Genomic DNA, 21,080 nt, shown 5'->3' on the forward strand with positions numbered 1-21,080 from the left:
GCCGGCTCCCACGCTGCGACGCCTCGAGCGCGCCCCTCGTCAGGAACCGATCTAAGGCAACTCTCTAGCTTGTGTGCAACACAGTGTCAAGAACAAAGTGAGAACATTGTCCCCAGGCCTGACCACGCCCTCCACGTCATCGCCGGCCTTGTGCCGGTGATCCCGACCGGAACAGCGCCGCGCTCTTCCGATCGGGATGGCCGGGTCAAGCCCGGCCATGACGCCGGAGGGTGTGATGGGGGAGGGTGCAGGGCGAAGGCGGTGCAGGACGAGGGCGGGTGCGGGACGAAGGCGGGTGTGACCCAGGAGGGTGCCGGACGGGGAGAGGATGTTGGTCCCGGGAGGCGTGTCCGTTCTTGTGTCCTCTTTCCGGCCCGCTTCTCGGGTCGGCCAAAAAGTCCAATTCCAAGCCGGTTCGATTTGCCGTAGAGGCTCTGCATCGGATCGGGCGGAGATCGTTGATGAATGGACCTGACTTCGTCGGGCTGGTCGGGGTTGCAGCCTACCTGTCGGCATACGGGCTGCTGCAGTTGGGCACCTTGAAGGTCGAAGACAATCGTTATGCGCTTCTCAACGCCTTGGGCGCGTTGCTGATCCTTTATTCATTGCTGTACGATTTCAATTTGGCGTCCTTCGTGACCCAATCCGCATGGCTGATACTGACAGCGATCGGCTTCATACGGTCCCAAGGCAAGCGCTCGCGGACGGCTCGTTCCTAAACCCATGCGTCCGACGCAGGGGCTTGCGTGCCGATTGGGGGTTCACGGGGCGGCTCGTCCGTGGTTCGTTGCAGTCCTCCTTCAAGCGACGCCATGCGTGAAAACCCGCCTCCCGTGAAACCTCTTCTGGGGATCTCCCTCAAAGTCATCTCCGCTGTCGTCTTCACGATGATGTCGGCGACCCTCAAGACGCTTGCCGCCCGCTATCCTGTCGGAGAGATCGTCTTCTTCCGCTCGGCCTTCGCGCTGCTGCCGCTGCTGCTGTGGCTGAAATGGGAAGGCGACCTCATCAATGCCGTGCGGACGAAGAACGTCGTCGGCCATTTCAAGCGCGGCTTCATCGGCACGGGCGCGATGTATCTCGGCTTTGCCGCCCTGTCCTACCTCCCCCTCCATGACGCCATCGCGATCGGCTATGCCTCGCCCCTGATCGCCGTAATCCTGGCGGCGCTCCTCCTGAAGGAGACGGTGCGCGCCTATCGGTGGACGGCGGTCGGCATTGGCTTCGTCGGCGTCCTGATCATGCTGTCGCCTTACCTGAAGCTCGGCACCTTCGGCGGGGACCTGAACGCGGGACCAACGCTCGGCGCCATGCTGGCCTTCGCCGGCGCCTTCTGCTCGGCCGGCGCCATGATCCAGGTTCGGCGCCTGACCCAGACCGAGAAGACCGGCGCCATCGTCTTCTACTTCTTCATCATGGCGTCCGGTCTGTCGCTCTGCACGATCGCCCTGGGCTGGCGCATGCCGGATTCCATGGACCTCGCCCTGTTCATTCTCATCGGCATCCTGGGCGGCGTCGGGCAGATCCTGGTCACGCAATCCTACCGCTACGCGGACACCTCGGTGATCGCACCCTTCGAGTACACCACCATGATCTGGGCGCTCCTGTTCGGCTGGTTCATGTTCGGGGATCTGCCCACCGCGACCGTGCTGACCGGCGCGATCATCGTCGCCGCGACGGGTCTCTTCATCGTCTGGCGCGAGCATCGGCTCGGGCTCCTGCGGACCAAGGAGTTCCAGGCCGCCCCCCAAAGACCCGGGGTCTGAGCCTAAAAGGAGCGCCGCGACCGCGCCGGTGCTTGACCCATCCGGTCGATTACCCCACAACCGTTTTGAGGAACGAACGTTCTCTTTTTCAGAACAGAGGCAGTCATGGGTGTCGAGGGCAAAGAGCGGAGCCGGGACCTGGAATCGGGCGCACAGGTTCTCTCCGGCAACATGGGCAAGACGATCCAGCGGTTGCGGAAGGCGTACAACCTGTCCCTGTCCGAACTGGCCGAGCAGTCCGGCGTGGCGAAGTCCATCATCAGCCAGATCGAGCGCAACGAGACCAACCCGACGCTTGCCACCATCTGGCGGCTGAGCCAGGCCCTGGACGTCTCGATCGAGCGGGTTCTCGCCTCCGGGGACGAGGAGCCCTTCATCGAGAAATCCTCCAAGGCCGACACCCCGATCCTCGTGTCCGAGGACGGCAAGATGCGCCTGGCCATCATCGGGTGGCTCAAGACCATCGAGTGGCTGCAATGGTACGACGTGCAGTCCGAGCCCGGCGGCGTGCTCGATTCCGACAGCCATCAGCGCGGCTCCGTGGAGTGCCTGTCCGTTCTGGACGGAGAGTTCGAAGTCGAGGTCGGCGGCGTGACCCAGCAGGCGAAAGCCGGGGAAAGCCTGCGCTACCGCTGCGATCGCCCCCATTCCGTGCGCTGCATCGGCAATGCGCCCGGCCGCGCCACCATGGTCTGCATCCTGAAGGCCGCCGTGATGGATTGAGATCCTCCAGTCAGGATCTCGCACACACAGAGGGCTCATCCTGCGGCTAGCACTCCCTTCTTCGTCATCACCGGCCTTGTGCCGGTGATCCCGATCGGAAAGGCACAGCGCCTCACAGCATCGTCATGGCCGTCCCCGGCCATGACGTGAGAGGGTGTGTGGTCGGGCCTTCTTCACTCCGGCTTCTTGAAGCCCTGCCTCGCCGGCAGGGACAGCAGGTATTCCGCCATGGCCTGACGGTCACCATCGGGAATCTGGGCCGTATTGGCCACCACGGCCCCCATGGGCCCGCCGACCGTGTCGAAATTCGGCGTCTCTCCGGTCTTCAGCAGGGTCGTGAGGTCATCCGCCGTCCAACCCCCGATACCGCTCGGATGAGGGGTGATGTTGGGAACGATACCTCGGCCCTCCGGATCGGGCCCGCCGGCAAAGCGCCGATCCTCGATGATGGCACCCGCGGCGTTGCGCTCGCTGTGGCACTCGGCGCAATGTCCTGGCCCGTTCACCAGATAAGCACCTCGGTTCCAGCTCGCGGACTTGGACGGATCAGGGGTGAAGACCGTCCCATCCAGGAAAGCGAGCTTCCAGAGACCGACGCCGCGGCGGATGTTGAATGGAAACGGCAGGTCATGATCGGGAGCCCTACCTTCCACTGCGGGCAGCGTCTGCATGAAGGCGAAGAGGTCCTGCAGATCGGCTTCCGGCATCTTGGCATAACTGACATACGGAAAGGCCGGATAATAGTGGCGGCCGTCGGGAGAGACGCCCTCGCGCATGGCCCGAACGAAATCAGCCGTGCTCCAGGAGCCGATGCCGTCCTGCTTGTGGGGCGAGATGTTCGGAACGTGGAAGGTGCCGAAGGGCGACTTGAGTGCGTAGCCGCCGCCGAGCCGAAGCTTGTCGGCCTGACTGGGCACCGCATGGCAGGACGTGCACCCCCCGGCGAAGAACAGGGTACGGCCATTTTCCAGATCGGGCTGACGATTTGAGCTGGACGGCGCGTCCGAGGAGGCCTGAGCGTTGCCGCGGATGAGCGCATAGGCTGCCGGTGAGGTCAGCCCCCAGAAGCCCAATGCTCCGATGACGGCCAGAATCAGAAGACCCACGATCGCCTTACGCATCGACCCTTCTCCAAATGAAACGGGCGGCCCAAAGGCCGCCCATCCTCAGGCTCTCTATGTTAGGAGCTCTTCTTCCGGAAGTCGTTGTGGCAGGCGCCGCAGTTCTGCAGCACCTTCGGCAACTCCGTCTTGAACGAGGCCTCGTCCTTGATCGAGGCGATCGCCGTCTGGGCGTCCGTGCGGAGCTTCGTCATGATCGAATCGAACTTCGCCTTGTTCTCCCAGATGGCCGGAAGAGCATCGGTCTTCTCAGCGTTCTTGGAGCTCTCCGGAAACAGCGGGCCGGCCTTTTCGGCATTCACCGCAAGAACCTGAAGGCTGGCCTGGGCCTTGGCGAGGTCGAACGGCTCCTGGCCGCGCAGCATGCCGCCGAGGGGACGCGTCTGCGCTCCCATCTCCTTCATGAGACCCTGGCGCTGCTCGACGACGTTGCTTTGTGCGATAGCGGCCGTCACTCCGAGCGCCAGAAGGCTGGCGACAAAAATAGTACGCTTCATATGTTCTTCCCTCTCAGACGCGAGGATGGCCTTTGTGACGAACCATCGTCAGCGGGCCGGCATTAGCGCACATCTCGTCAAGCTTGAGCACTCCACTTTGGAACAAATCTATGTGAGGTGCCCTCGCCGCCCGATTATTCCACAGGCTCTCCGGCAGAGGCCCAATCCTTGAAGCCGCCCTTGTAGTGCTCGCGGATGTCCCGACCGGCCGCCTGTGCGGCCTCGATGGCCCTCACCGACCGGACCCCTGCCGCGCAGGAAAAGACGATCCGCCTGTCCTCGGGCAGAGCGGATGGATCGAAGGACGAGAGTGGATGGGAAACGGCTCCAGGAATGTGCCCCGCGGCGAATTCATGCGGTTCGCGGACATCGACCAGCACGAATGAGCCCTCGCGAAGCCCCTGCTTGACGGCCTCGCGGTCGAGATCGATGACTCTTGGCGCTTCACTCATGAGATTTCCTCCCTGCAATGGGCCACTCATAGCGGCTTCGCAGGGAGAAGCGCAATCTCGTCCCGGCTCAGGCGAGGGGCGGAATTCGCAGCACCCAGCCCGGCTGGATCATGTCCGGATCCTTCACCGGCGGCGAGTTGGCCTTGACGATCTCGGTATATTTCGCGCCCTTGCCCTTGCCGTAATGCTTCTCGGCGATCTCCCAGAGGGTGTCGCCCTTCTGGACCGTATACATGGTCGAGACTTCAGCGGGCTGCTGGACCTTGAGCTCGCTCGTATCGACCTCGGCCACGCCGTAGGTATTGCCAAGGGAGAGGATGATCTTCTCGGCCTCTTCCTGGCTGGTGGCCTGGCCCGACAGCTTCACCTTGTCGCCTTCGACCTGGATCCCGAGCTTGGTCGCGTCGAAACCATGGCCCTGGACCTCCTGCTGCAGCTTCTCCGGAGTTGCGGCGGCGGCGCTGCCGCCGAAGATCTTGGCTCCGGCCTCCTTGATGAATTTGAACAGACCCATATCGTCCTCCTCCTGCTCCCGCCCGGCTCATGATGGCCAAGCTGAGATGAAGACGCGCGGTCGTCCCGAGGGTTCCGATCAGGCCAGGTTCGAGAAGACATCGGCCAGCGACGGCAGGCGATCCTTGAGCCTGAGCAGGGCGATCAGTTCGATCTGCCCGATGGCGGTTTCAAACTCCTCGTCCGTTTCATGATCCAGCCGCTCCTCGAAGGCCGCGAGGATCTCTTCCTTCGAGCGGCCCTTCACCGCCATGATGAAGGGGAAGCCGAATTTCTGCCTGTAGGCATCGTTCAGCTTCAAGAACCGGTCGCGTTCCTCCTCCGTCAGGCTGTCGAGCCCGGCGGAGGATTGCTCGCTGCGGGAATCGGTCGTGAGATCGGCAAGCTTCAGGCGCCCGGCGAGATCCGGATGGGCGTTGATCAGCGCCTGTTTCTGCTCGTGGGTTGCCTGCGAGAGCACCTGGACCATCGCCGCATGAAGCCCCTCGGCCGTATCCTGGCCCGTGGTCATTCCGGCGTCAAAGGTGCGCTCCGCGATCCAGGGCGAATGCTCGAAGATGTCGCCGAAGAGCTCGACGAACACCATCCGGCTCATGCGGCTGGGCTTCACATCGGCAGGACGATGATGGCGGATCCAGTGGCGGGCGATGTCGACGCGCCGTGCCACCCAGACCTTCTCGTGGGAGCCGACATAATCCAGAAACCGGGCCAGAGCCGCGGCGCGTCCGGGACGGCCGACGAGACGGCAATGAAGCCCGACCGACAGCATCTTCGGCGCAGTCTCGCCTTCCGCGTAAAGCGTGTCGAAGCTGTCCTTCAGATAGGCGAAGAACTGGTCGCCCGCGTTGAAGCCCTGCGGGGTCGCAAAGCGCATGTCGTTGGCATCCAGCGTATACGGCACGATCAGCTGCTGCCGGTCGCCATGGGCTTCCCAATAGGGCAGTTCGTCCGCATAGGAATCGGCGCTGTAGAGGAAACCGCCCTCCTCCGCCACGAGGCGATTGGTGTGCTCCGAGGTGCGGCCCGTGTACCAGCCGAGAGGCCGCTCGCCCGTCACCTCCGTGTGGATGCGGATCGCCTCCTTCATATGCGCCCGCTCTTCTTCCGCCGAGAAGTCCCGGTAGTCGATCCACTTGAGCCCGTGGCTCGCGATCTCCCAGTCGGCCTCCCTCATGGCGGCGACCGCGTCCGGGTTGCGCATGAGGGCCGTCGCAACCCCGTAGACGGTCACCGGCAGGCCGCGCTCGGTGAACATCCGCCACAGGCGCCAGAAGCCGGCGCGGGAGCCGTATTCGTAGATCGACTCCATGCTCATGTGCCGCTGGCCGAGCCAGGGCTGCGCACCCACGATCTCCGACAGGAACGCCTCGGATGCGCGGTCGCCGTGGAGGATGTTGTTCTCGCCCCCCTCCTCGTAGTTGATCACGAACTGGACGCAGATCCGGGCTCCGTTCGGCCAGCGCGGATGGGGCGGGTTGCGGCCATAGCCGACGAGGTCGCGGGGATAGGAGGACTCGGGCAAGGTCAGCTTCCTCGATAGGTGGAGTAGCTCCAGGGTGAGACGAGGAGCGGAACGTGATAATGACCGTCGGGATCTGCGATGGTGAAGCGGACCGGTACGACATCCAGAAACGGCGGATCGGCCGTGGCGGTGCCGACAGACGTGAAATAGGCTCCGACCGCGAAGACGAGTTCGTAAGTTCCCGTGTGGAACGCATCGCCGATCATCAGTGGCGCATCCGTGCGTCCATCGGCATTCGTTGTCGTCTGCACGACGGAACGGCGCATTTCGCCCTCGAGGGCGAAAAGCTCGATGGCGACCCCGTGCGCGGGCTTGCCGTTCACGGTATCCAGAACGTGGGTGGACAGGCGTCCCATAAGGCCTCGCAGTCGGTGTCGCATCCTTCGACGGTTGGAATCTTTCGGGAGCAGGTTCCGCCGTCAAGCGCATCCATAAGTCTAGTTGCACAAGTCTTGGGCTTACGCGACAGGGATCCTGTTGAAAAATCGGCAGAATGGGCCTTCCGCCAAGGGGAGCCGGGCCCTAGGCTGTGATGTCCTTATCTGACCAAGTGGCTGCATGCTCGACCCGCAAATTTCCGAATGGATCAGCCAGATCATCCGCTGGATCCATGTGATTACCGCGATCGCCTGGATCGGCTCGTCCTTCTATTTCATCCATCTGGATCTCAGCCTGAAGAAGCGGGAGGGGCTGCCCGAAGGCGTCGGGGGCGAGGCGTGGCAGGTTCACGGCGGCGGGTTCTACAACATGCGCAAGTATCTCGTCGCGCCGCCCGAAATGCCCAAGGAACTGACCTGGTTCAAGTGGGAGAGCTATTCCACCTGGATCAGCGGCTTCTTCCTCATCGTGTGGGTCTATTATCTCCACGCGGACCTCTACACCATCGATCCGGCCGTCCGCGCCCTGGAGTTCTGGCAAGCACCCGCCATCGGCATCGGCGGCATCGCCGTGAGCTGGTTCGTCTATGAAGGGCTCTGTCGCTCGCCGCTGGGCAAGAACGGCATCGTCCTCGGCGTCGTGCTCTTCGTCTATATCCTGCTGGCTGCTTCCGCCTTTACCCAGGTCTTCAACGGCCGCGCGGCCTTTCTCCATACGGGCGCGATGATCGCCACCTGGATGTCGGCGAGCGTCTTCTTCATCATCATCCCGAACCAGAAGAAGGTGGTCGCCGAACTTCTGGCGGGCCGTTCGCCCGATCCGAAGCTTGGGAAGGAAGCCAAGCTGCGCTCGACGCACAACAACTATCTCACCCTGCCCGTCATCTTCCTGATGCTGTCGAACCATTACCCGCTGGCGTGGTCGTCGCGCTATGCGGTCGCCATCATCGGGCTGATCGTGATCGCCGGAGCCGTGATCCGGCACTTCTTCAACTCGCAGCACGCGGGCAAGGGATCGCCCTGGTGGACCTGGGGCGTTGCCGCCGCGTCCATCACGCTCGCGATCTGGCTCTCCATCCTCGGCAAGCCCGGCAACGCCAACCTGGCCGCCGTTCCTGCGGATGCGACGCCCGCCACCGTTACGGCATCCTTCGATGAGGCCGTGCTCGCGATCCAGTCCCGCTGTTCCATGTGCCATGCGGCCGAACCGGTCTGGGATGGCATCACCATCGCCCCAAAGGGCGTTCGCCTCGATACGCCGGAGGAGATCGCCCGCCATGGGGAGATCATTCGCATCCAGAGCGTGCTGACCCACGCCATGCCGCCCAACAACATCACCGAGATGACCCTGGACGAGCGCAAGGCCGTGGCAACCTGGCTCGCGGCCAAGGAAACGGCCACTCGCTGACCCTGTACATGCGCACCGACAACCACAACCAATGGAGTAACCGAGTGACCGAACTCACCCTGGAAACGGCCCAGAAAATCGCCACCGCCACCCTCAAGACCGCGCGGGAAAAATCCTTCAAGCCGCTGTCCGTCGTCGTCTACGATGCAAGGGGCGCCCTCAAGGCCCTCCTGTCGGAGGACGGCACCAGCCTGAAGCGGGCCGAGATCGCCATGGGCAAGGCCTACGGCGCCCTCGCCCTCGGCATCGGCTCGCGGGCCCTTCACAAGATGGCGGTGGATCGGCCGTATTTCGTGGCCTCGGCCACCCATGCGGTCGGCGGGCAGCTCGTGCCCGTTCCGGGCGGCGTCCTGATCAAGGATGGACAGGGAGCAATTCTGGGGTCGGTGGGCGTCTCAGGCGACACCTCCGACAATGACGAAATCGCCGCGGCCAGCGGGATCGAGGCCGCCGGACTGGTGTTCGACGCCGGGGCCTGACCCCTCCCCGCGACCTTAAGGCTTTGCTTTTGCGTGGTTTTCGCCGTCTTCAGGGATAGTACTGGACATAAACAGTTGATTGATCAACAAATAGGGCAAGGTCACTGCCCTACCGGCTCTGATCGAGACATTCCAAGAATTCGATATAAAATCTGAAAGGGAACGCGTCCGATGTCATCATGGATCAAACGCACGGCTCTTGCCGCCGTCGCCTCGGCTGCCCTCATGGGCGTCGCGTCGGCTGAAGTCGTCTACAACCGCGCCAATTCGGGCGAGCCTGAGACGCTCGACACCCATAAGACCTCGACCGTCCAGGAATCCCACATCCTGCGCGACATGCTTGAAGGCCTCGTGACCTATAACGCCAAGGGCGAAGCCGTCCCCGGCCAAGCCGAGAAGTGGGAAGTCAGCGACGATGGCAAGACCTATCGCTTTACGCTTCGTAATGGCTTGAAGTGGTCGAACGGTGATCCGGTCACGGCGGAAGATTTCGTCTATTCCTATCGCCGCATCATGGATCCGGCGACGGGCGCGAAATACGCCAATATCCTGTATCCCATCAAGAATGCCGAGAAGATCAACAAGGGCCAGGGCAAGCCCGAAGAGCTCGGCGTGAAGGCGATCGATGCCAAGATCGTCGAGATCACCCTCGAGTCGCCAACCCCCTACTTCATCGAGCTGCTGACCCACCAGACCAGCCAGCCCGTGCACAAGGCCTCGGTCGAGAAGTTTGGCAAGGACTTCGTGAAGCCGGGCAACATGGTGACGAACGGCGCCTACAAGCTGGTCGAGTTCGTGCCGAACTCCCACATCAAGCTGGCCAAGAACGAGAACTACTACGACGCCAAGAACGTCCAGATCGACACGGTCAACTACTTCCCGACCCCGGACTTCGCGGCCATGGTCCGCCGCTATGAGGCCGGCGAACTCGATACCACGGACGACGTGCCGGCCGACCAGATGAAGTCGCTCAAGGAGCGCTTCAAGGATCAGGTTCGCCTCGGGCCGTATCTCGGCACCTGGTACATGGTCGTGAACTCCTCCAAGGCTCCTTTCAACGACGTGCGCGTGCGCCAGGCTCTGTCCATGCTGGTCGACCGCGAGTTCATCGCCGAGCAGATCTGGGGTCAGACCATGCAGCCGGGCTATTCGTTCATGCCTCCGGGTGTGGGCAATTACGGCGATCCGGCCTACATGACCTACAAGGACCAGTCGCCGATCGACCGAGAGGACGCCGCCAAGAAGCTCCTTACGGAAGCAGGCTTCGGTGCCGGCAAGCCGCTGAAGGTCGAGATCCGTTACAACACGACGGACAACAACCGGAATACGGTGATCGCCATCTCCGAGCAGTGGAAGCAGGCCGGCATCGAGACCTCCTTCATCAACACGGACGGCAAGACCCACTTTGCCCATCTGCGTGATGGCGGCGACTTCGACATCGCCCGCTACGGCTGGATCGCCGACTACTCGGATCCGAACAACTTCCTGTTCCTGCTCAAGAGCGACAACAAGGGCTTCAACTACGGCAAGTACAATAATCCGGAGTTCGACAAGCTGCTCGACAGCGCGGCCAAGGAACTCGATCTGAAGAAGCGCGCCGACATGCTCAAGCAGGCCGAGGCGATCCTCATGAAGGACATGCCCTGGATCCCGATCATGTACTACGGCAAGAGCAACCTGATCTCGCCGAAGATCAAGGGCTTCGTGCAGAACACCCGGGGCGTCTATCCGACGCGGTTCCTCTCGAAGACACAGTAAAAATAAATCTGATAAGGGGGGCGGTCTGCTTGTCAGGCCGCCCTATTCTTTTACTGTTATGCTGTAGCAGCAGGAGGAGCTTTCCGTGCTCTCCTTCATCTTTCGCCGCTTCTTGTCGGCCATCCCTACCCTTTTCGTCATTATCACCATCTCGTTCTTCCTGATCCGGCTCGCGCCCGGCGGACCGTTCGATCTGGAGAGGCCCCTCGAGGCCAAGGTGATGGAAAACCTCAACCGGATCTATCAGCTCGATAAGCCGCTCTTCGAGCAGTACCTGCTCTATCTCGGCGCCGTCGCGCGGGGCGATTTCGGCCCCTCCTTCATCCTGCGCGACTTCTCCGTGGGTGAACTGTTCGCCCGCGGCCTTCCCATCTCAATGACGCTGGGCGCCCTGGCCCTGTCCTTCGCCATCCTCGTCGGCGGCACCCTCGGCTCCATCGCGGCTTTGCGCCAGAACAGCACCATCGATTACCTGGTGACCGGGATGGGCGCGCTCGGCCTGACCATCCCGAACTTCGTCGTGGCGCCGATCTTCCAGATCGTCTTCGGCCTGGCCCTTGCATGGCTGCCGGTGGCCGGCTGGGCCAACGGGAACATCCGCAATCTCATCCTGCCCGTGCTGGTCCTGGCCCTGCCGCAGATCGCGGTCGTCTCGCGCATGACCCGCGCCGCCATGATCGAGAACCTGCGCTCCAACCACATCCGCACCCTGCGCTCGCTGGGCCTGCCCACCCGCGTGATCGTCACCCACGCCCTGCGCGGAGCGGCCCTCCCTGTGGTGTCCTATCTCGGACCCGCGGCGGCCGCCCTGCTCACCGGCTCCGTCGTGGTGGAAACCATCTTCGGTCTCCCGGGCATCGGACGCTACTTCGTCGAAGGCGCCCTCAACCGTGACTACACCCTCGTCATGGGTACGGTGGTCGTGGTCGCCGTCTTCGTTCTGCTCTTCAACCTCGTGGTCGATATTCTCTACGCGCTTATCGATCCGCGCATTCGCTACGAGTGAGATCTCCCATGGCTGAAGGCGCCGTTCTTCCCGTCGAGACCATGACGGGTCCCATCACCGGACGCTCCCTCTGGGCCGAGGCCCGCGGGCGTCTCGTCCGCAACCGTGCCGCGCTGACCAGCATCATCGTGCTGGGTCTGATCGCGCTCGCCTGCATCTTCGGGCCGTTCTTCACAGGGCACCCCTTCGATCGGGTCTACCCGGACTACGTGAAGGTGCCGGCGAGCCTGGAGGCTTATCCGAAGGCCGATCAGATCGAGCCGAACATCGAGCGCATCGGCGCCCGCGTTCGCGCCAAGCCCGAGAACATCTCGATCGACAACGACGTGGTGCATCTCACCCTGGTGAGCTCCAGCAGCCGACCGATCGACGAGCGCCTGCTCGCCTATTTCGAGCGCTCGGACCTGTTCGGCCCGGCCCGCGTCGTGGAAAAGCAGCAGGACGGCCAGCGCCTCGTTGTCGATGTCCCTCTGAAACGGCAGCTCTTCCTCTTCGGAACGGATACCAACGGGCGCGATCTTCTCACCCGCACCATGAAGGCGGGCCAGGTCTCGCTTGCCATCGGCCTGCTCGCCACCTTCGTGGCGATCCTCATCGGCGTGATCTATGGCGCCACGTCCGGCTATCTCGGGGGACGCGTCGATCTCGTGATGATGCGCGTCGTCGACATCCTCTACTCGCTGCCCTTCATCTTCTTCGTGATCATGCTGGTGGTGTTCTTCGGCCGCAATTTCGTGCTCATGTTCATTGCGGTCGGCGCCGTCGAGTGGCTCGACATGGCACGCATCGTCCGGGGGCAGACGCTCTCCATCAAGCGGCAGGAATACGTCCAGGCCGCGGAGGCATTGGGCGTCGAGTCGAAGGGCATCATCCGCCGCCACGTGATCCCCAATACGCTTGGACCCGTCGTGGTCTACATGACTCTTCTCGTGCCGAAGGTGATCCTTCTGGAGAGCTTCCTCTCCTTCCTCGGCCTGGGCGTTCAGGAGCCCAATACCAGCCTCGGCGTTCTGATCTCGGAAGGCGCCAAGAACATTCAGGGCGCCACGTGGATGCTGATCTATCCCTCCATCACGCTTGTCGCGATCCTTTTCTGCCTGAACTTCATCGGCGACGGCTTGCGCGATGCTCTCGACCCGAAGGATCGCTGACATGAAGGACGCCACTATGGCCGAACCCGTTCTTTCCGTCCGCAACCTTCACGTCCGATTCCGCACCGGCGACGGCATTCTCCATGCGGTGAAGGGCATCGACCTCGACATCAATCCGGGCGAGACCGTCGCCATCGTCGGCGAGTCCGGATCGGGCAAGAGCCAGACCATGATGTCCGTCATGGGTCTCCTCGCCTCGAATGGCTGGGCCGAAGGCTCGGTCAAGTATCGCGGCGACGAACTCGTGGGCCTCTCCCCCGGCAGGCTCAACCACTACCGCGGTTCCAAGCTCACCATGATCTTCCAGGAGCCGATGACCTCCCTCGATCCGCTCTACAAGATCGGGGATCAGCTTAGCCTCCCGCTCACGACCCATGGCGGCCTGAGCAAGGCCGCGGCCCGCAAGCGCGCCATTGAGCTTCTGGAGCTCGTTCGCATTCCGGACCCGGCCCGGCGCATCGACGCCTATCCGCACGAGATGTCCGGCGGCCAGCGCCAGCGCGTGATGATCGCCATGGCGCTCGCGAACAATCCGGACGTGCTCATCGCCGACGAGCCGACAACAGCTCTCGACGTGACCGTCCAGGCCCGAATCCTGGAGCTTTTGGCGGATCTGCAGAAGCGGCTCGGCATGTCGATCGTGTTCATCACCCACGATCTCGGCGTCGTGCGCCGCTTCGCCGACCGCACCTATGTGATGAAGCGCGGCGAGGTCGTCGAAAGCGGCCTCACCGACGACATCTTCGCGGCGCCCAAGCATCCCTATACGCAGATGCTCATCGATGCCGAGCCGACCGGTCGCAAGGAGCCGGTCGCGTCCACGGCCCCGATGGTGCTCGATGCGAGGAACATCGCGGTCCAGTTCACGCTCGAAAAGAGCTTCTTCGGCAAGGCGACCCACGTGCTTCGGGCCGTCGACGACGTGAGCCTGAGGGTTCGCGCCGGCGAGACGGTCGGCGTCGTGGGCGAGTCCGGCTCGGGCAAGTCGACCCTCGGCCGCGCCATCCTGCGCCTGCAGCCCGCCTCGGGCATGGTGCGGTTCGAGGACCGCAACCTCATGCCCCTCGATCGGGGTGGGATGCGGCCCTTGCGGCGGCATCTGCAGCTCGTGTTCCAGGATCCTTTCGGCTCCCTCTCGCCACGCATGACGGCGGGAGAGATCGTCACCGAGGGTCTTCTCGTCCATGAGCCGAGCATCTCCCGCAAGGAGCGCGACCGGCGTGCAGCCCAGGCATTCGACGAGGTTCAGCTCGATCCGGCCTGGCGAAACCGCTTCCCGCACGAGTTCTCTGGCGGCCAGCGTCAGCGCATCGCCATCGCCCGCGCCATGATCCTCCATCCGAAGCTCGTCGTTCTCGACGAGCCGACCTCGGCCCTGGACCGCTCGGTCCAGAAGGAGATTGTCGAGCTGCTGCGCAACCTGCAGAAGGCCCATGGCCTCGCCTACATCTTCATCAGCCACGACCTCGCGGTCGTGCGCGCGCTCTCGGACGAGATCATAGTGATGAAGAGCGGCAAGGTGGTGGAGCGCGGTACGGCCGGAGAGATCTTCGACAGGCCGCAGGAGGAATATACCCGCGACCTGATCGCGGCGGCCTTCCTGACCGAGCGCGGCCTGGCCGAGGCGGCCACCCAGCCCTTGGCCTCTTGAGAGCAGGACCATCACTCTCCAGCCTCATCCTGAGGAGCAGCCGCAGGCTGCGTCTCGAAGGAGCCTCCAGAGAGCACTGGATCCTCCTTCGAGACGGTCACTGACGTGACCTCCTCAGGATGAGGGCTGTAGAGGCTGAAATTTAACTGGCATCTCAAGGCTGGAACCAGATGGCCGGGCGCGGATTTGACTCCGCGCCATGGCAAAGCTCGCAGCCTATCGCGCCAAGCGCGACTTCACCAAAACTTCCGAGCCGGCAGGCAAAGCCTCCCGGCGCCGAGGAGCCTCCTTCGTCATCCAGAAGCACGACGCCTCCCGCCTGCACTACGATTTCCGTCTGGAGCTCGACGGGGTGCTGAAGAGCTGGGCGGTGGCGAAGGGTCCGAGCCTCGTCAAGGGCGAGAAGCGCCTTGCGGTCCATGTCGAGGATCACCCGCTCGATTATGGCGACTTCGAAGGCACCATTCCGGAAGGCCAATATGGCGGCGGCACCGTTATGCTGTGGGATCGCGGAACATGGGAGCCTGAAGGCGATCCTCACGAAGGCTACGAGAAAGGCCGCCTCACCTTTCGGTTGGAAGGCGAGAAGCTGCACGGGACGTGGCATCTCGTCCGCATGGCCAAGCGCCCGCGCGAACGACAGGAATCCTGGCTCCTGATCAAAGCCGACGATGCCGATGCACGCAGTGAAGACGATCCGGACATTCTCGATGAGGCGCCTCTGTCGGTGAAAACCGGGCGCTCGCTGGAGGAGATTGCTCCGGGCCACGCAGTGAAGAGCACCGCGAAGCGGAAAGCTTCCGCAAAGAAAGCCCCATCCGTGACGACGGAACAGCCCACCAAGCGAGCGTCATCAAGGGGCAAATCCACCAAGGCCGCTGAGACCGAAGTCGCCGGCGTGCCACTCACCCATCCAGAGCGTGTGCTGTGGGAGGACCAAGACCTCACCAAGCAGGAACTCGCGGAATTCTATGCCGGCATTGCCGATTGGCTCCTGCCACATCTGGCCAACCGCCCTCTCACGCTCATCCGCTGCCCTGGCGGCGCGGAAAAGAAGTGCTTCGTCCAGCGTCATTCCTGGGCAGGCATGAGCGATCTTATTCATCGCACCATGATTCCGGACAACGGCGGCGAGCAGGAAGCCCTGACGGTCACCGACATCCAGGGCGTCGTTGCGCTTGTGCAATCCGGCGCCCTCGAGATGCATGTCTGGGGTGCGACACTGGCTGACCTGGAACGGCCTGATCGCCTCATCTTCGACTTCGATCCGGGAGAAGGCGTGGAATGGCCGCGGGTGATCGAAGGGGCGGTCGCTGTCCGCGAGCGTCTGAAAGGACTCGGGCTGGAAAGCTTCGTCAAGACCACGGGCGGCAAGGGCCTGCATGTGGTCGTGCCTTTGAAACCGAAGGCGCTCTGGAAGGATGCTCTCGCCTTCACGCGGGAAATCGCCGAAGCCATGGCGGCCGACGAGCCGGATCGCTATACGACCACCTCGGTCAAGCAGGAACGCGAGGGCCGCATCTTCATCGATTACCTGCGCAACAACCGCGAGGCATCGGCGGTTGCGCCCTACTCCACCCGCTCGCGGCCCGGCGCTCCCGTGGCCACGCCGGTCGCCTGGGAGGAATTGTCACCGGATCTCAAACCTAACGGCTTCACTGTCGAGAATTTAGGCAGGCGCCTCGCTTCGCTGAAACGAGACCCATGGGCGGGAATGAGCAAGGTCGATCAGGTGCTGCCCCAACGCCAGCCTTCGAAGCGGAATTCGCACAGGAAGTAAGGCTCAGAAGATCGGAGCCTTGATCCCTTCCGCCTCAAGCGCTTTCTGAACAGCTGGCCGCGCCAGCACCCGCTCGGCAAGAGCATTCAGATTCGGAATGCTGCGCGGCGGGCGCGGCAGGCCACGTCCCCAGCGTATCAGCATGAACAGGAAGAGGTCTGCGGCGGAAAAGCGCTCGCCGAGAAGCCATGTTCTGTCGCCGAGCTGCTCGGAAATCACGTCGAACATGCGGTTGAGGCGCTCGCTGGCCGCCTGCTTGACGGTCGGTGCCGCGGCCTCGTCGGTCACGTGCTCGTGCGGATAGAACCAGGCGCGATACTCCACCTGCGGCGTGTTCGTGAGATGGATGATCCATTTATAGAACTCGGCCCGCTCGGCCGTTCCAACGGCGGGTGCAAGGCCCGCATCCGGGAATTTGTCGGCGAGATGCAAGGCGACGGCTGCGGTTTCGAACAGGACCAGATCGCCGTCGATCAGAACCGGGATGCGTCCGCCGGGATTGAGCTTGAGATACTCCCGGCTTCTCTGGGCGTTCTGCCCCCGATCCACGAGGCGAAGCTCGAACTCGGCACCGATTTCCCGCAGCATCATATGCGGCAGCAGGCTGGCATTGCCCGGGTAGTAGTAGAGTGAAAGCATCGTGGCAGCCTCTTCCATCCTGACTGGCAGAACTCTGGTAAGTCCTGCCACGAGGCCCGTAAAGAGCGCATCGGCGACGATCCCAACCTTCCTTTCTCACAGGCATGCCCTATCGTCCTGGAGACGTGGAGGATCGGGAATGGCGGATCAGGAGCAGGCCGTGTTGAAGAAGTTCTGTGTCGAACCCGGCGAAACGATCCGGCTGTGGGACCGCAATCCGCGCGACAAATCCCTCTTCGGCGACGAGCAGGAAACCAAGGCCGCCACGGCCGCCCTCGCGAAGGACATCGATACCCTGCAGGACCGGCTCTACGCGGAGGGCTCCCGTGCCCTGCTCGTGATCCTCCAGGGCACGGATACGTCGGGCAAGGACGGCACGATCCGCAGCGTCTTCAATGCGACCGGGCCTCTGGGCGTCTCGGTCCACGCCTTCGGTCCGCCCTCACGACTCGAGCTGGAGCACGATTATCTCTGGCGCGTCCATGCCGCCTGTCCGAGGCGCGGCACCATCGGCATCTTCAACCGCTCCCATTATGAGGACGTGCTGATCGGGAAGGTCCGCAAGCTTGCCTCCGAGGAGGTGATCGAGCAGCGCTACGAGCAGATCAACGCGTTCGAGAAGATGCTTGTCGAGACCGGCACGACGGTCCTCAAGTTCATGCTCCACATTTCAAAAGACGAGCAGAAGGAGCGCCTACAGGCGCGCCTCGACGATCCGGCGAAGCATTGGAAGTTCAATCCGAGCGACCTGGAAGACCGGGAGCACTGGGACGAGTACCAGGCCGCCTACGAGATCATGCTCAATCGCTGTTCGACCGAATGGGCGCCCTGGCACGTCATTCCCGCGGACCGGAAGTGGGTGCGCAACGCGGCCGTCGCGACCATCGTCAAGGCCACCCTCGAGGAGATGGACCCGCAATATCCGAAAGTCTCCTGGGACCCGGGAGACTTCAAGGTCGGCTAGAGAATTCCCGGTCTACTGCTGGATGCCCGGGTAGGCCCACAGCCCCGAGACCCGCATGAGATCGCGGTAGATCACCATCCTCTCGTCCTTCGAGACCTTCGCGGCCTCCTCGATCGAAGGCGCGTCGAGAGCCACGACCGGCAGGATCGGCGCGCTGATGTCGTATTGACGGAAGGCATCCTCGAGCAATGTGCGGGCGCGGCGCATGTGGCTGGAGCTCGTTACCAGGATGACCGCATCGGCCGTGTGGCGCTTCAGGAGGTTGGCGACGTTCAGCACGTTGCCGACCGTATCCTTCGACTTGTCCTCGATCAGGATGCGATCCCGGTCGACGCCCCTCTCCACCAGCCACTTGGTCATGACGTCGCCCTCGGTGACGCCGGCCTGGGGCTGGCCGCCGGTGACCATGACCCGGGCCGTCGGGTTGGCATTGGCGGCCTTCAGCGCCACGTCCAGGCGGTCGAGGAGAGGCTTCTCCGCGGTGCCGTCCTTGGCAAGCGCATAGCCGAGGGTGACGATCATGACGCGGCCCGGAACACTGGGCACATCCACGTTCGGGCGCTCGGCCATGATGGCCTCGGCGCGGGCGAAACGCTGGCGATAGGCTTCCGAGCGTGTCCGGTCGAGACCGGCCAGGGCCTGATCCGTCAACGCGGCCTCGTCGGCCTTGCCTTCGATCCGGGCGAGCGCCGCGAGCCAAGCCTGGGCGTCGAAGGAAGCCGGGTCCTTGGCGAGGATGTCCTCATAGGTGGCGCGGGCGCCGGCAAGGTTCTTCTGCAGGATCTGGGACGAGGCGACGGCAAAGCGGAAATCGAGGCGCTCGGGTGCGAGCGAAGAGGCCTCCGCGAACGCCTTTTCCACTACGTCGTAGCGGCCATGCAGGGTGATGCCCTTGAAGACTTCGGCTTCCGCCTTCTTCACATCCCCGCCGGACCAGTAATATTGCATGCCCGTATCCACGAGCGTCTTGATCCGGCTCGTGTTGCCGGGATCGAAGGCATGTGCCGTGAGCGATGCGGACACCGTGAGGAGAGTGGCTGCGCCGAGGGTCGCGAACTTACGCATGAAAGGCTCCTTGATTTGCCGGGCCATTCAAGCTGGAGCCGACGACGATCGGATGTCAAACCCATTTCCATCCACAGTCCGGGGTGAACTTTCGGATGGTCTTGCCGAGCGCAGATTTAAGCGCGACAATAATCCTTATGAAGAACATTCTCGTTCCCATTGAAGATCACGGCATCGTCGAGCCTCAGCTGCAGGTGGCCCTGCATCTCGGCCGGATGTTCGACAGCTATATCGAGGGGATTGCGATCACCCCCGATTATCCGGTGGTCCTGCCGGTGGACATCGCCATCGGCGTGCCCTCCCCCATCACTCCGGAGAACCGCCTTGAAATGGCCCGCGCCTGCCGCGAGCGGTTCGAGGCCTTCATGACGACGCAGCAGATTGCGCGGGCATCCGCGGGTCTTCCGGGCCTGAGTTCCGGCTGGCGCCAGGATGGCCTGATGGAGGACGCCTTCCTCGGCGCCTATGGCCGGGTTTTCGACCTCGTCGTGGTGGGGCGGCCGGATGGATCGAACGGTCAGACCCGCCTGTCCACCGTCGAGGCGGCCCTGTTCGAGACCGGTCGTCCGGTTCTCATCGCGCCGCCGACCGCCCCCCGGACCTTCGCCGACACCGCCGTGATCGCCTGGAACCGGAGCACGGAAACGGCCCGCGCGGTCCTGGGATCGATGCCCCTGCTCAAGAAGGCCCGGCGCATCGTCGTTCTCGAACTCGAAGATTGGGGCGTCCCCGGCCCGTCCGGATCGGAGCTTGCCCGGCACCTGAGGATGCACGATCTGCCGGCGGAGGCGATCACGGCGCCGGATCCGTCGAACCGGCCCGGCGAGACCATCCTGTCCGAAGCCGTTGCTCTCGGTTGCGACCTTCTCGTGAAGGGAGCCTATACCCAGAGCCGTCTCAGGCAGATGTTCTTCGGCGGCGCCACAAGCCACATCCTGAGCAACACGGCCATTCCCGTTCTGATGGCTCACTGACAGGACATACCGGATTCGATGTTCAGAGATGTCGCCGTTGTTCTCGACGATCGCTTCCAGCGTCTGTTCATCGGATCGGCGCGTCTGGAGAAACTGGCGGAGGGCTGCCGCTGGGCGGAGGGCCCGGCCTATTTCCCGGCCGGCCGCTATCTCGTGTGGAGCGACATCCCCAACGACCGCATGATGCGCTTCGACGAGACCTCCGGCTCCGTCAGCATCTTTCGCCATCCGGCCGGGTACTCCAATGGCAACACCGTGGACCGTCAGGGCCGCCTCGTCACCTGCGAACACGGCAACCGGCGGGTCACGCGCACCGAGCACGACGGCTCAATCACCGTGCTCGCCAGCCATCATCAGGGCAAGCGCCTCAACTCTCCCAACGACGTGGTGGTAAAGTCAGACGGCTCGATCTGGTTCACGGATCCGGCCTATGGCATCGATTCCGATTACGAGGGCCACAAGGCGGACAGCGAGGTCGGCGCCTGCCATGTGTACCGGGTCGATCCTCGGACGGGCGACGTCGCCATCGTGGCCGACGATTTCGTCCGCCCGAACGGGATCGCGTTCTCGCCCGACGAAACGCGCCTCTATGTGGCCGATACCGGCGCGACCCACGTCAAGGACGGGCCACGCCATATCCGCGTCTTCGACGTGAAGGCCGACGGCAGCCTCTCGGGCGGCAAGGTCTTCGCCACGTGCACCCATGGCCTGTTCGACGGCCTCCGCTTGGACGAGGCCGGACGGATCTGGACCAGCGCCGGAGACGGGGTCCATTGCTACGACAGCGACGGCACCCTGATCGGCAAAATCCTGGTCCCGGAGGGTGTGGCGAACGTCGTCTTCGGCGGGCCGAAAAGGAACCGGCTCTACATCTGCGCCACCACGTCGCTCTACGCGATCATGCTGCCGGTGAACGGGGCCAAGACTTTCTGATCCCAAGACGTTTTCCAAGCCGGCAGATGCCTAGCGCATCGTGCGGACCCAAAGGAGGGAGCATCGGATCGATCCCAAAAGTGCAAGTCCACTTGTGGGTCCGATGCTCTAGAGCACCGGTCATTCAGACGAATCCGTATCCGGCTGCGGTGAAGTAGTTACGGCATGCCTCGGGCTCGACGAGATCACAGATGTCGCCGATGGCCCGCCAGAGCGCCTCGACGGTCCGGGCTTCGGCTTTGCGCAAATGTGCTTTGATCTGTGAGAAGACCTGCTCAATCGGGTTCAAATCCGGACTGTA

Annotated in this window: 21 protein-coding genes and 1 pseudogene; 13 read left to right on the forward strand and 9 right to left on the reverse strand. The window is 63.2% G+C overall.

The window, feature by feature from the left end; translation table 11 throughout:
* Window positions 1-461: 461 nt before the first annotated feature.
* The 3 genes from KHP60_RS23290 to KHP60_RS23300 all read left to right on the forward strand — a co-directional run bounded on the left by KHP60_RS23290 (window position 462) and on the right by KHP60_RS23300 (window position 2,489).
* The gene (locus KHP60_RS23290; protein WP_213566667.1) at window positions 462-719 is read left to right on the forward strand and encodes a CBU_0592 family membrane protein; all 258 of its coding nucleotides are present in this window, start codon (window positions 462-464) and stop codon (window positions 717-719) included.
* Window positions 720-833: 114 nt separating this feature from the next.
* Window positions 834-1,766: a DMT family transporter gene (locus KHP60_RS23295; RefSeq protein WP_213566668.1), complete on the forward strand. Its 933-nt coding sequence runs from the start codon at window positions 834-836 to the stop codon at window positions 1,764-1,766.
* 105 nt (window positions 1,767-1,871) lie between these two features.
* Window positions 1,872-2,489: a helix-turn-helix domain-containing protein gene (locus KHP60_RS23300; RefSeq protein WP_152714444.1), complete on the forward strand. Its 618-nt coding sequence runs from the start codon at window positions 1,872-1,874 to the stop codon at window positions 2,487-2,489.
* A 173-nt stretch (window positions 2,490-2,662) separates the two neighbouring features.
* Here the strand turns inward: KHP60_RS23300 and KHP60_RS23305 are convergent, their stop codons facing one another.
* The 6 genes from KHP60_RS23305 to uraH all read right to left on the reverse strand — a co-directional run bounded on the left by KHP60_RS23305 (window position 2,663) and on the right by uraH (window position 6,950).
* Window positions 2,663-3,610, reverse strand: coding sequence for a cytochrome c (locus tag KHP60_RS23305; RefSeq protein WP_213566669.1), 948 nt, complete (start codon window positions 3,608-3,610; stop codon window positions 2,663-2,665).
* A gap of 59 nt (window positions 3,611-3,669) precedes the next feature.
* Window positions 3,670-4,107, reverse strand: a complete 438-nt coding sequence (locus tag KHP60_RS23310) for a cytochrome c (protein ID WP_213566670.1) — start codon at window positions 4,105-4,107, stop codon at window positions 3,670-3,672.
* Between the two features lie 134 nt (window positions 4,108-4,241).
* Complete coding sequence (locus KHP60_RS23315; protein WP_213566671.1) at window positions 4,242-4,559, reverse strand: rhodanese-like domain-containing protein; 318 nt, start codon at window positions 4,557-4,559, stop codon at window positions 4,242-4,244.
* Between the two features lie 67 nt (window positions 4,560-4,626).
* Window positions 4,627-5,073, reverse strand: a complete 447-nt coding sequence (lysM, locus tag KHP60_RS23320; protein ID WP_213566672.1) for a peptidoglycan-binding protein LysM — start codon at window positions 5,071-5,073, stop codon at window positions 4,627-4,629.
* 78 nt (window positions 5,074-5,151) lie between these two features.
* Complete coding sequence (gene puuE / locus KHP60_RS23325) at window positions 5,152-6,594, reverse strand: allantoinase PuuE (RefSeq protein ID WP_213566673.1); 1,443 nt, start codon at window positions 6,592-6,594, stop codon at window positions 5,152-5,154.
* A gap of 2 nt (window positions 6,595-6,596) precedes the next feature.
* Window positions 6,597-6,950, reverse strand: coding sequence for a hydroxyisourate hydrolase (gene uraH / locus KHP60_RS23330; protein WP_213566674.1), 354 nt, complete (start codon window positions 6,948-6,950; stop codon window positions 6,597-6,599).
* 202 nt (window positions 6,951-7,152) lie between these two features.
* Here uraH and KHP60_RS23335 point away from each other — a divergent pair, with 202 nt between their 5' ends.
* The 7 genes from KHP60_RS23335 (at window position 7,153) to ligD (ending at window position 16,204) form a co-directional block, all read left to right on the forward strand.
* Window positions 7,153-8,379, forward strand: a complete 1,227-nt coding sequence (locus KHP60_RS23335) for a urate hydroxylase PuuD (protein ID WP_213566675.1) — start codon at window positions 7,153-7,155, stop codon at window positions 8,377-8,379.
* 44 nt (window positions 8,380-8,423) lie between these two features.
* Window positions 8,424-8,858 (forward strand): heme-binding protein, encoded by a 435-nt coding sequence (locus KHP60_RS23340; protein WP_213566676.1) that lies wholly within the window; start codon window positions 8,424-8,426, stop codon window positions 8,856-8,858.
* Window positions 8,859-9,029: 171 nt separating this feature from the next.
* Window positions 9,030-10,616: a peptide ABC transporter substrate-binding protein gene (locus KHP60_RS23345; RefSeq protein WP_213566677.1), complete on the forward strand. Its 1,587-nt coding sequence runs from the start codon at window positions 9,030-9,032 to the stop codon at window positions 10,614-10,616.
* Between the two features lie 85 nt (window positions 10,617-10,701).
* A complete protein-coding gene (locus KHP60_RS23350) occupies window positions 10,702-11,622 on the forward strand; it encodes an ABC transporter permease subunit (RefSeq protein WP_213566678.1) in 921 nt (306 codons plus the stop codon).
* 8 nt (window positions 11,623-11,630) lie between these two features.
* Entirely contained in the window at window positions 11,631-12,773 is a 1,143-nt protein-coding gene (locus tag KHP60_RS23355) for an ABC transporter permease (protein WP_213566679.1), read from the forward strand.
* Window position 12,774: 1 nt separating this feature from the next.
* Window positions 12,775-14,424: an ABC transporter ATP-binding protein gene (locus KHP60_RS23360; RefSeq protein WP_249689072.1), complete on the forward strand. Its 1,650-nt coding sequence runs from the start codon at window positions 12,775-12,777 to the stop codon at window positions 14,422-14,424.
* A gap of 199 nt (window positions 14,425-14,623) precedes the next feature.
* Window positions 14,624-16,204, forward strand: a complete 1,581-nt coding sequence (gene ligD / locus KHP60_RS23365; RefSeq protein WP_213566681.1) for a non-homologous end-joining DNA ligase — start codon at window positions 14,624-14,626, stop codon at window positions 16,202-16,204.
* A 3-nt stretch (window positions 16,205-16,207) separates the two neighbouring features.
* On the opposite strand, the gene KHP60_RS23370 is transcribed toward ligD, so the two are convergent.
* The gene (locus KHP60_RS23370) at window positions 16,208-16,843 is read right to left on the reverse strand and encodes a glutathione S-transferase family protein (RefSeq protein ID WP_213566682.1); all 636 of its coding nucleotides are present in this window, start codon (window positions 16,841-16,843) and stop codon (window positions 16,208-16,210) included.
* A 139-nt stretch (window positions 16,844-16,982) separates the two neighbouring features.
* Here KHP60_RS23370 and KHP60_RS23375 point away from each other — a divergent pair, with 139 nt between their 5' ends.
* The gene (locus KHP60_RS23375) at window positions 16,983-17,807 is read left to right on the forward strand and encodes a polyphosphate kinase 2 family protein (protein ID WP_213566683.1); all 825 of its coding nucleotides are present in this window, start codon (window positions 16,983-16,985) and stop codon (window positions 17,805-17,807) included.
* 12 nt (window positions 17,808-17,819) lie between these two features.
* Here KHP60_RS23375 and KHP60_RS23380 read toward each other — a convergent pair whose 3' ends face one another.
* The gene (locus tag KHP60_RS23380) at window positions 17,820-18,872 is read right to left on the reverse strand and encodes a YdcF family protein (protein WP_213566684.1); all 1,053 of its coding nucleotides are present in this window, start codon (window positions 18,870-18,872) and stop codon (window positions 17,820-17,822) included.
* A gap of 137 nt (window positions 18,873-19,009) precedes the next feature.
* On the opposite strand from KHP60_RS23380, the gene KHP60_RS23385 reads away from it, so the two are divergent.
* The gene (locus KHP60_RS23385; protein ID WP_213566685.1) at window positions 19,010-19,846 is read left to right on the forward strand and encodes a universal stress protein; all 837 of its coding nucleotides are present in this window, start codon (window positions 19,010-19,012) and stop codon (window positions 19,844-19,846) included.
* 18 nt (window positions 19,847-19,864) lie between these two features.
* Window positions 19,865-20,779, forward strand: coding sequence for an SMP-30/gluconolactonase/LRE family protein (locus KHP60_RS23390; RefSeq protein WP_213566686.1), 915 nt, complete (start codon window positions 19,865-19,867; stop codon window positions 20,777-20,779).
* A gap of 124 nt (window positions 20,780-20,903) precedes the next feature.
* Here the strand turns inward: KHP60_RS23390 and KHP60_RS23395 are convergent.
* Window positions 20,904-21,080: pseudogene (locus tag KHP60_RS23395) on the reverse strand (IS630 family transposase); the annotation flags it as partial.

This window comes from Microvirga sp. 3-52 (assembly GCF_018383585.1).
In the GTDB taxonomy this organism is placed as follows: Bacteria; Pseudomonadota; Alphaproteobacteria; order Rhizobiales; family Beijerinckiaceae; genus Microvirga.

What these genes read in the sequence shown, in the direction of transcription:
- KHP60_RS23290 (WP_213566667.1), top strand. Translation starts at nt 462, where the DNA reads ATGAATGGACCTGACTTCGTCGGGCTGGTCGGGGTTGCAGCCTACCTG.
- KHP60_RS23300 (WP_152714444.1), top strand. Translation starts at nt 1,872, where the DNA reads ATGGGTGTCGAGGGCAAAGAGCGGAGCCGGGACCTGGAATCGGGCGCA.
- KHP60_RS23305 (WP_213566669.1), bottom strand. Translation starts at nt 3,610, where the DNA reads ATGCGTAAGGCGATCGTGGGTCTTCTGATTCTGGCCGTCATCGGAGCA.
- KHP60_RS23310 (WP_213566670.1), bottom strand. Translation starts at nt 4,107, where the DNA reads ATGAAGCGTACTATTTTTGTCGCCAGCCTTCTGGCGCTCGGAGTGACG.
- KHP60_RS23315 (WP_213566671.1), bottom strand. Translation starts at nt 4,559, where the DNA reads ATGAGTGAAGCGCCAAGAGTCATCGATCTCGACCGCGAGGCCGTCAAG.
- lysM (WP_213566672.1), bottom strand. Translation starts at nt 5,073, where the DNA reads ATGGGTCTGTTCAAATTCATCAAGGAGGCCGGAGCCAAGATCTTCGGC.
- uraH (WP_213566674.1), bottom strand. Translation starts at nt 6,950, where the DNA reads ATGGGACGCCTGTCCACCCACGTTCTGGATACCGTGAACGGCAAGCCC.
- KHP60_RS23335 (WP_213566675.1), top strand. Translation starts at nt 7,153, where the DNA reads ATGCTCGACCCGCAAATTTCCGAATGGATCAGCCAGATCATCCGCTGG.
- KHP60_RS23345 (WP_213566677.1), top strand. Translation starts at nt 9,030, where the DNA reads ATGTCATCATGGATCAAACGCACGGCTCTTGCCGCCGTCGCCTCGGCT.
- KHP60_RS23355 (WP_213566679.1), top strand. Translation starts at nt 11,631, where the DNA reads ATGGCTGAAGGCGCCGTTCTTCCCGTCGAGACCATGACGGGTCCCATC.
- KHP60_RS23360 (WP_249689072.1), top strand. Translation starts at nt 12,775, where the DNA reads ATGAAGGACGCCACTATGGCCGAACCCGTTCTTTCCGTCCGCAACCTT.
- ligD (WP_213566681.1), top strand. Translation starts at nt 14,624, where the DNA reads ATGGCAAAGCTCGCAGCCTATCGCGCCAAGCGCGACTTCACCAAAACT.
- KHP60_RS23370 (WP_213566682.1), bottom strand. Translation starts at nt 16,843, where the DNA reads ATGCTTTCACTCTACTACTACCCGGGCAATGCCAGCCTGCTGCCGCAT.
- KHP60_RS23375 (WP_213566683.1), top strand. Translation starts at nt 16,983, where the DNA reads ATGGCGGATCAGGAGCAGGCCGTGTTGAAGAAGTTCTGTGTCGAACCC.
- KHP60_RS23380 (WP_213566684.1), bottom strand. Translation starts at nt 18,872, where the DNA reads ATGCGTAAGTTCGCGACCCTCGGCGCAGCCACTCTCCTCACGGTGTCC.
- KHP60_RS23385 (WP_213566685.1), top strand. Translation starts at nt 19,010, where the DNA reads ATGAAGAACATTCTCGTTCCCATTGAAGATCACGGCATCGTCGAGCCT.
- KHP60_RS23390 (WP_213566686.1), top strand. Translation starts at nt 19,865, where the DNA reads ATGTTCAGAGATGTCGCCGTTGTTCTCGACGATCGCTTCCAGCGTCTG.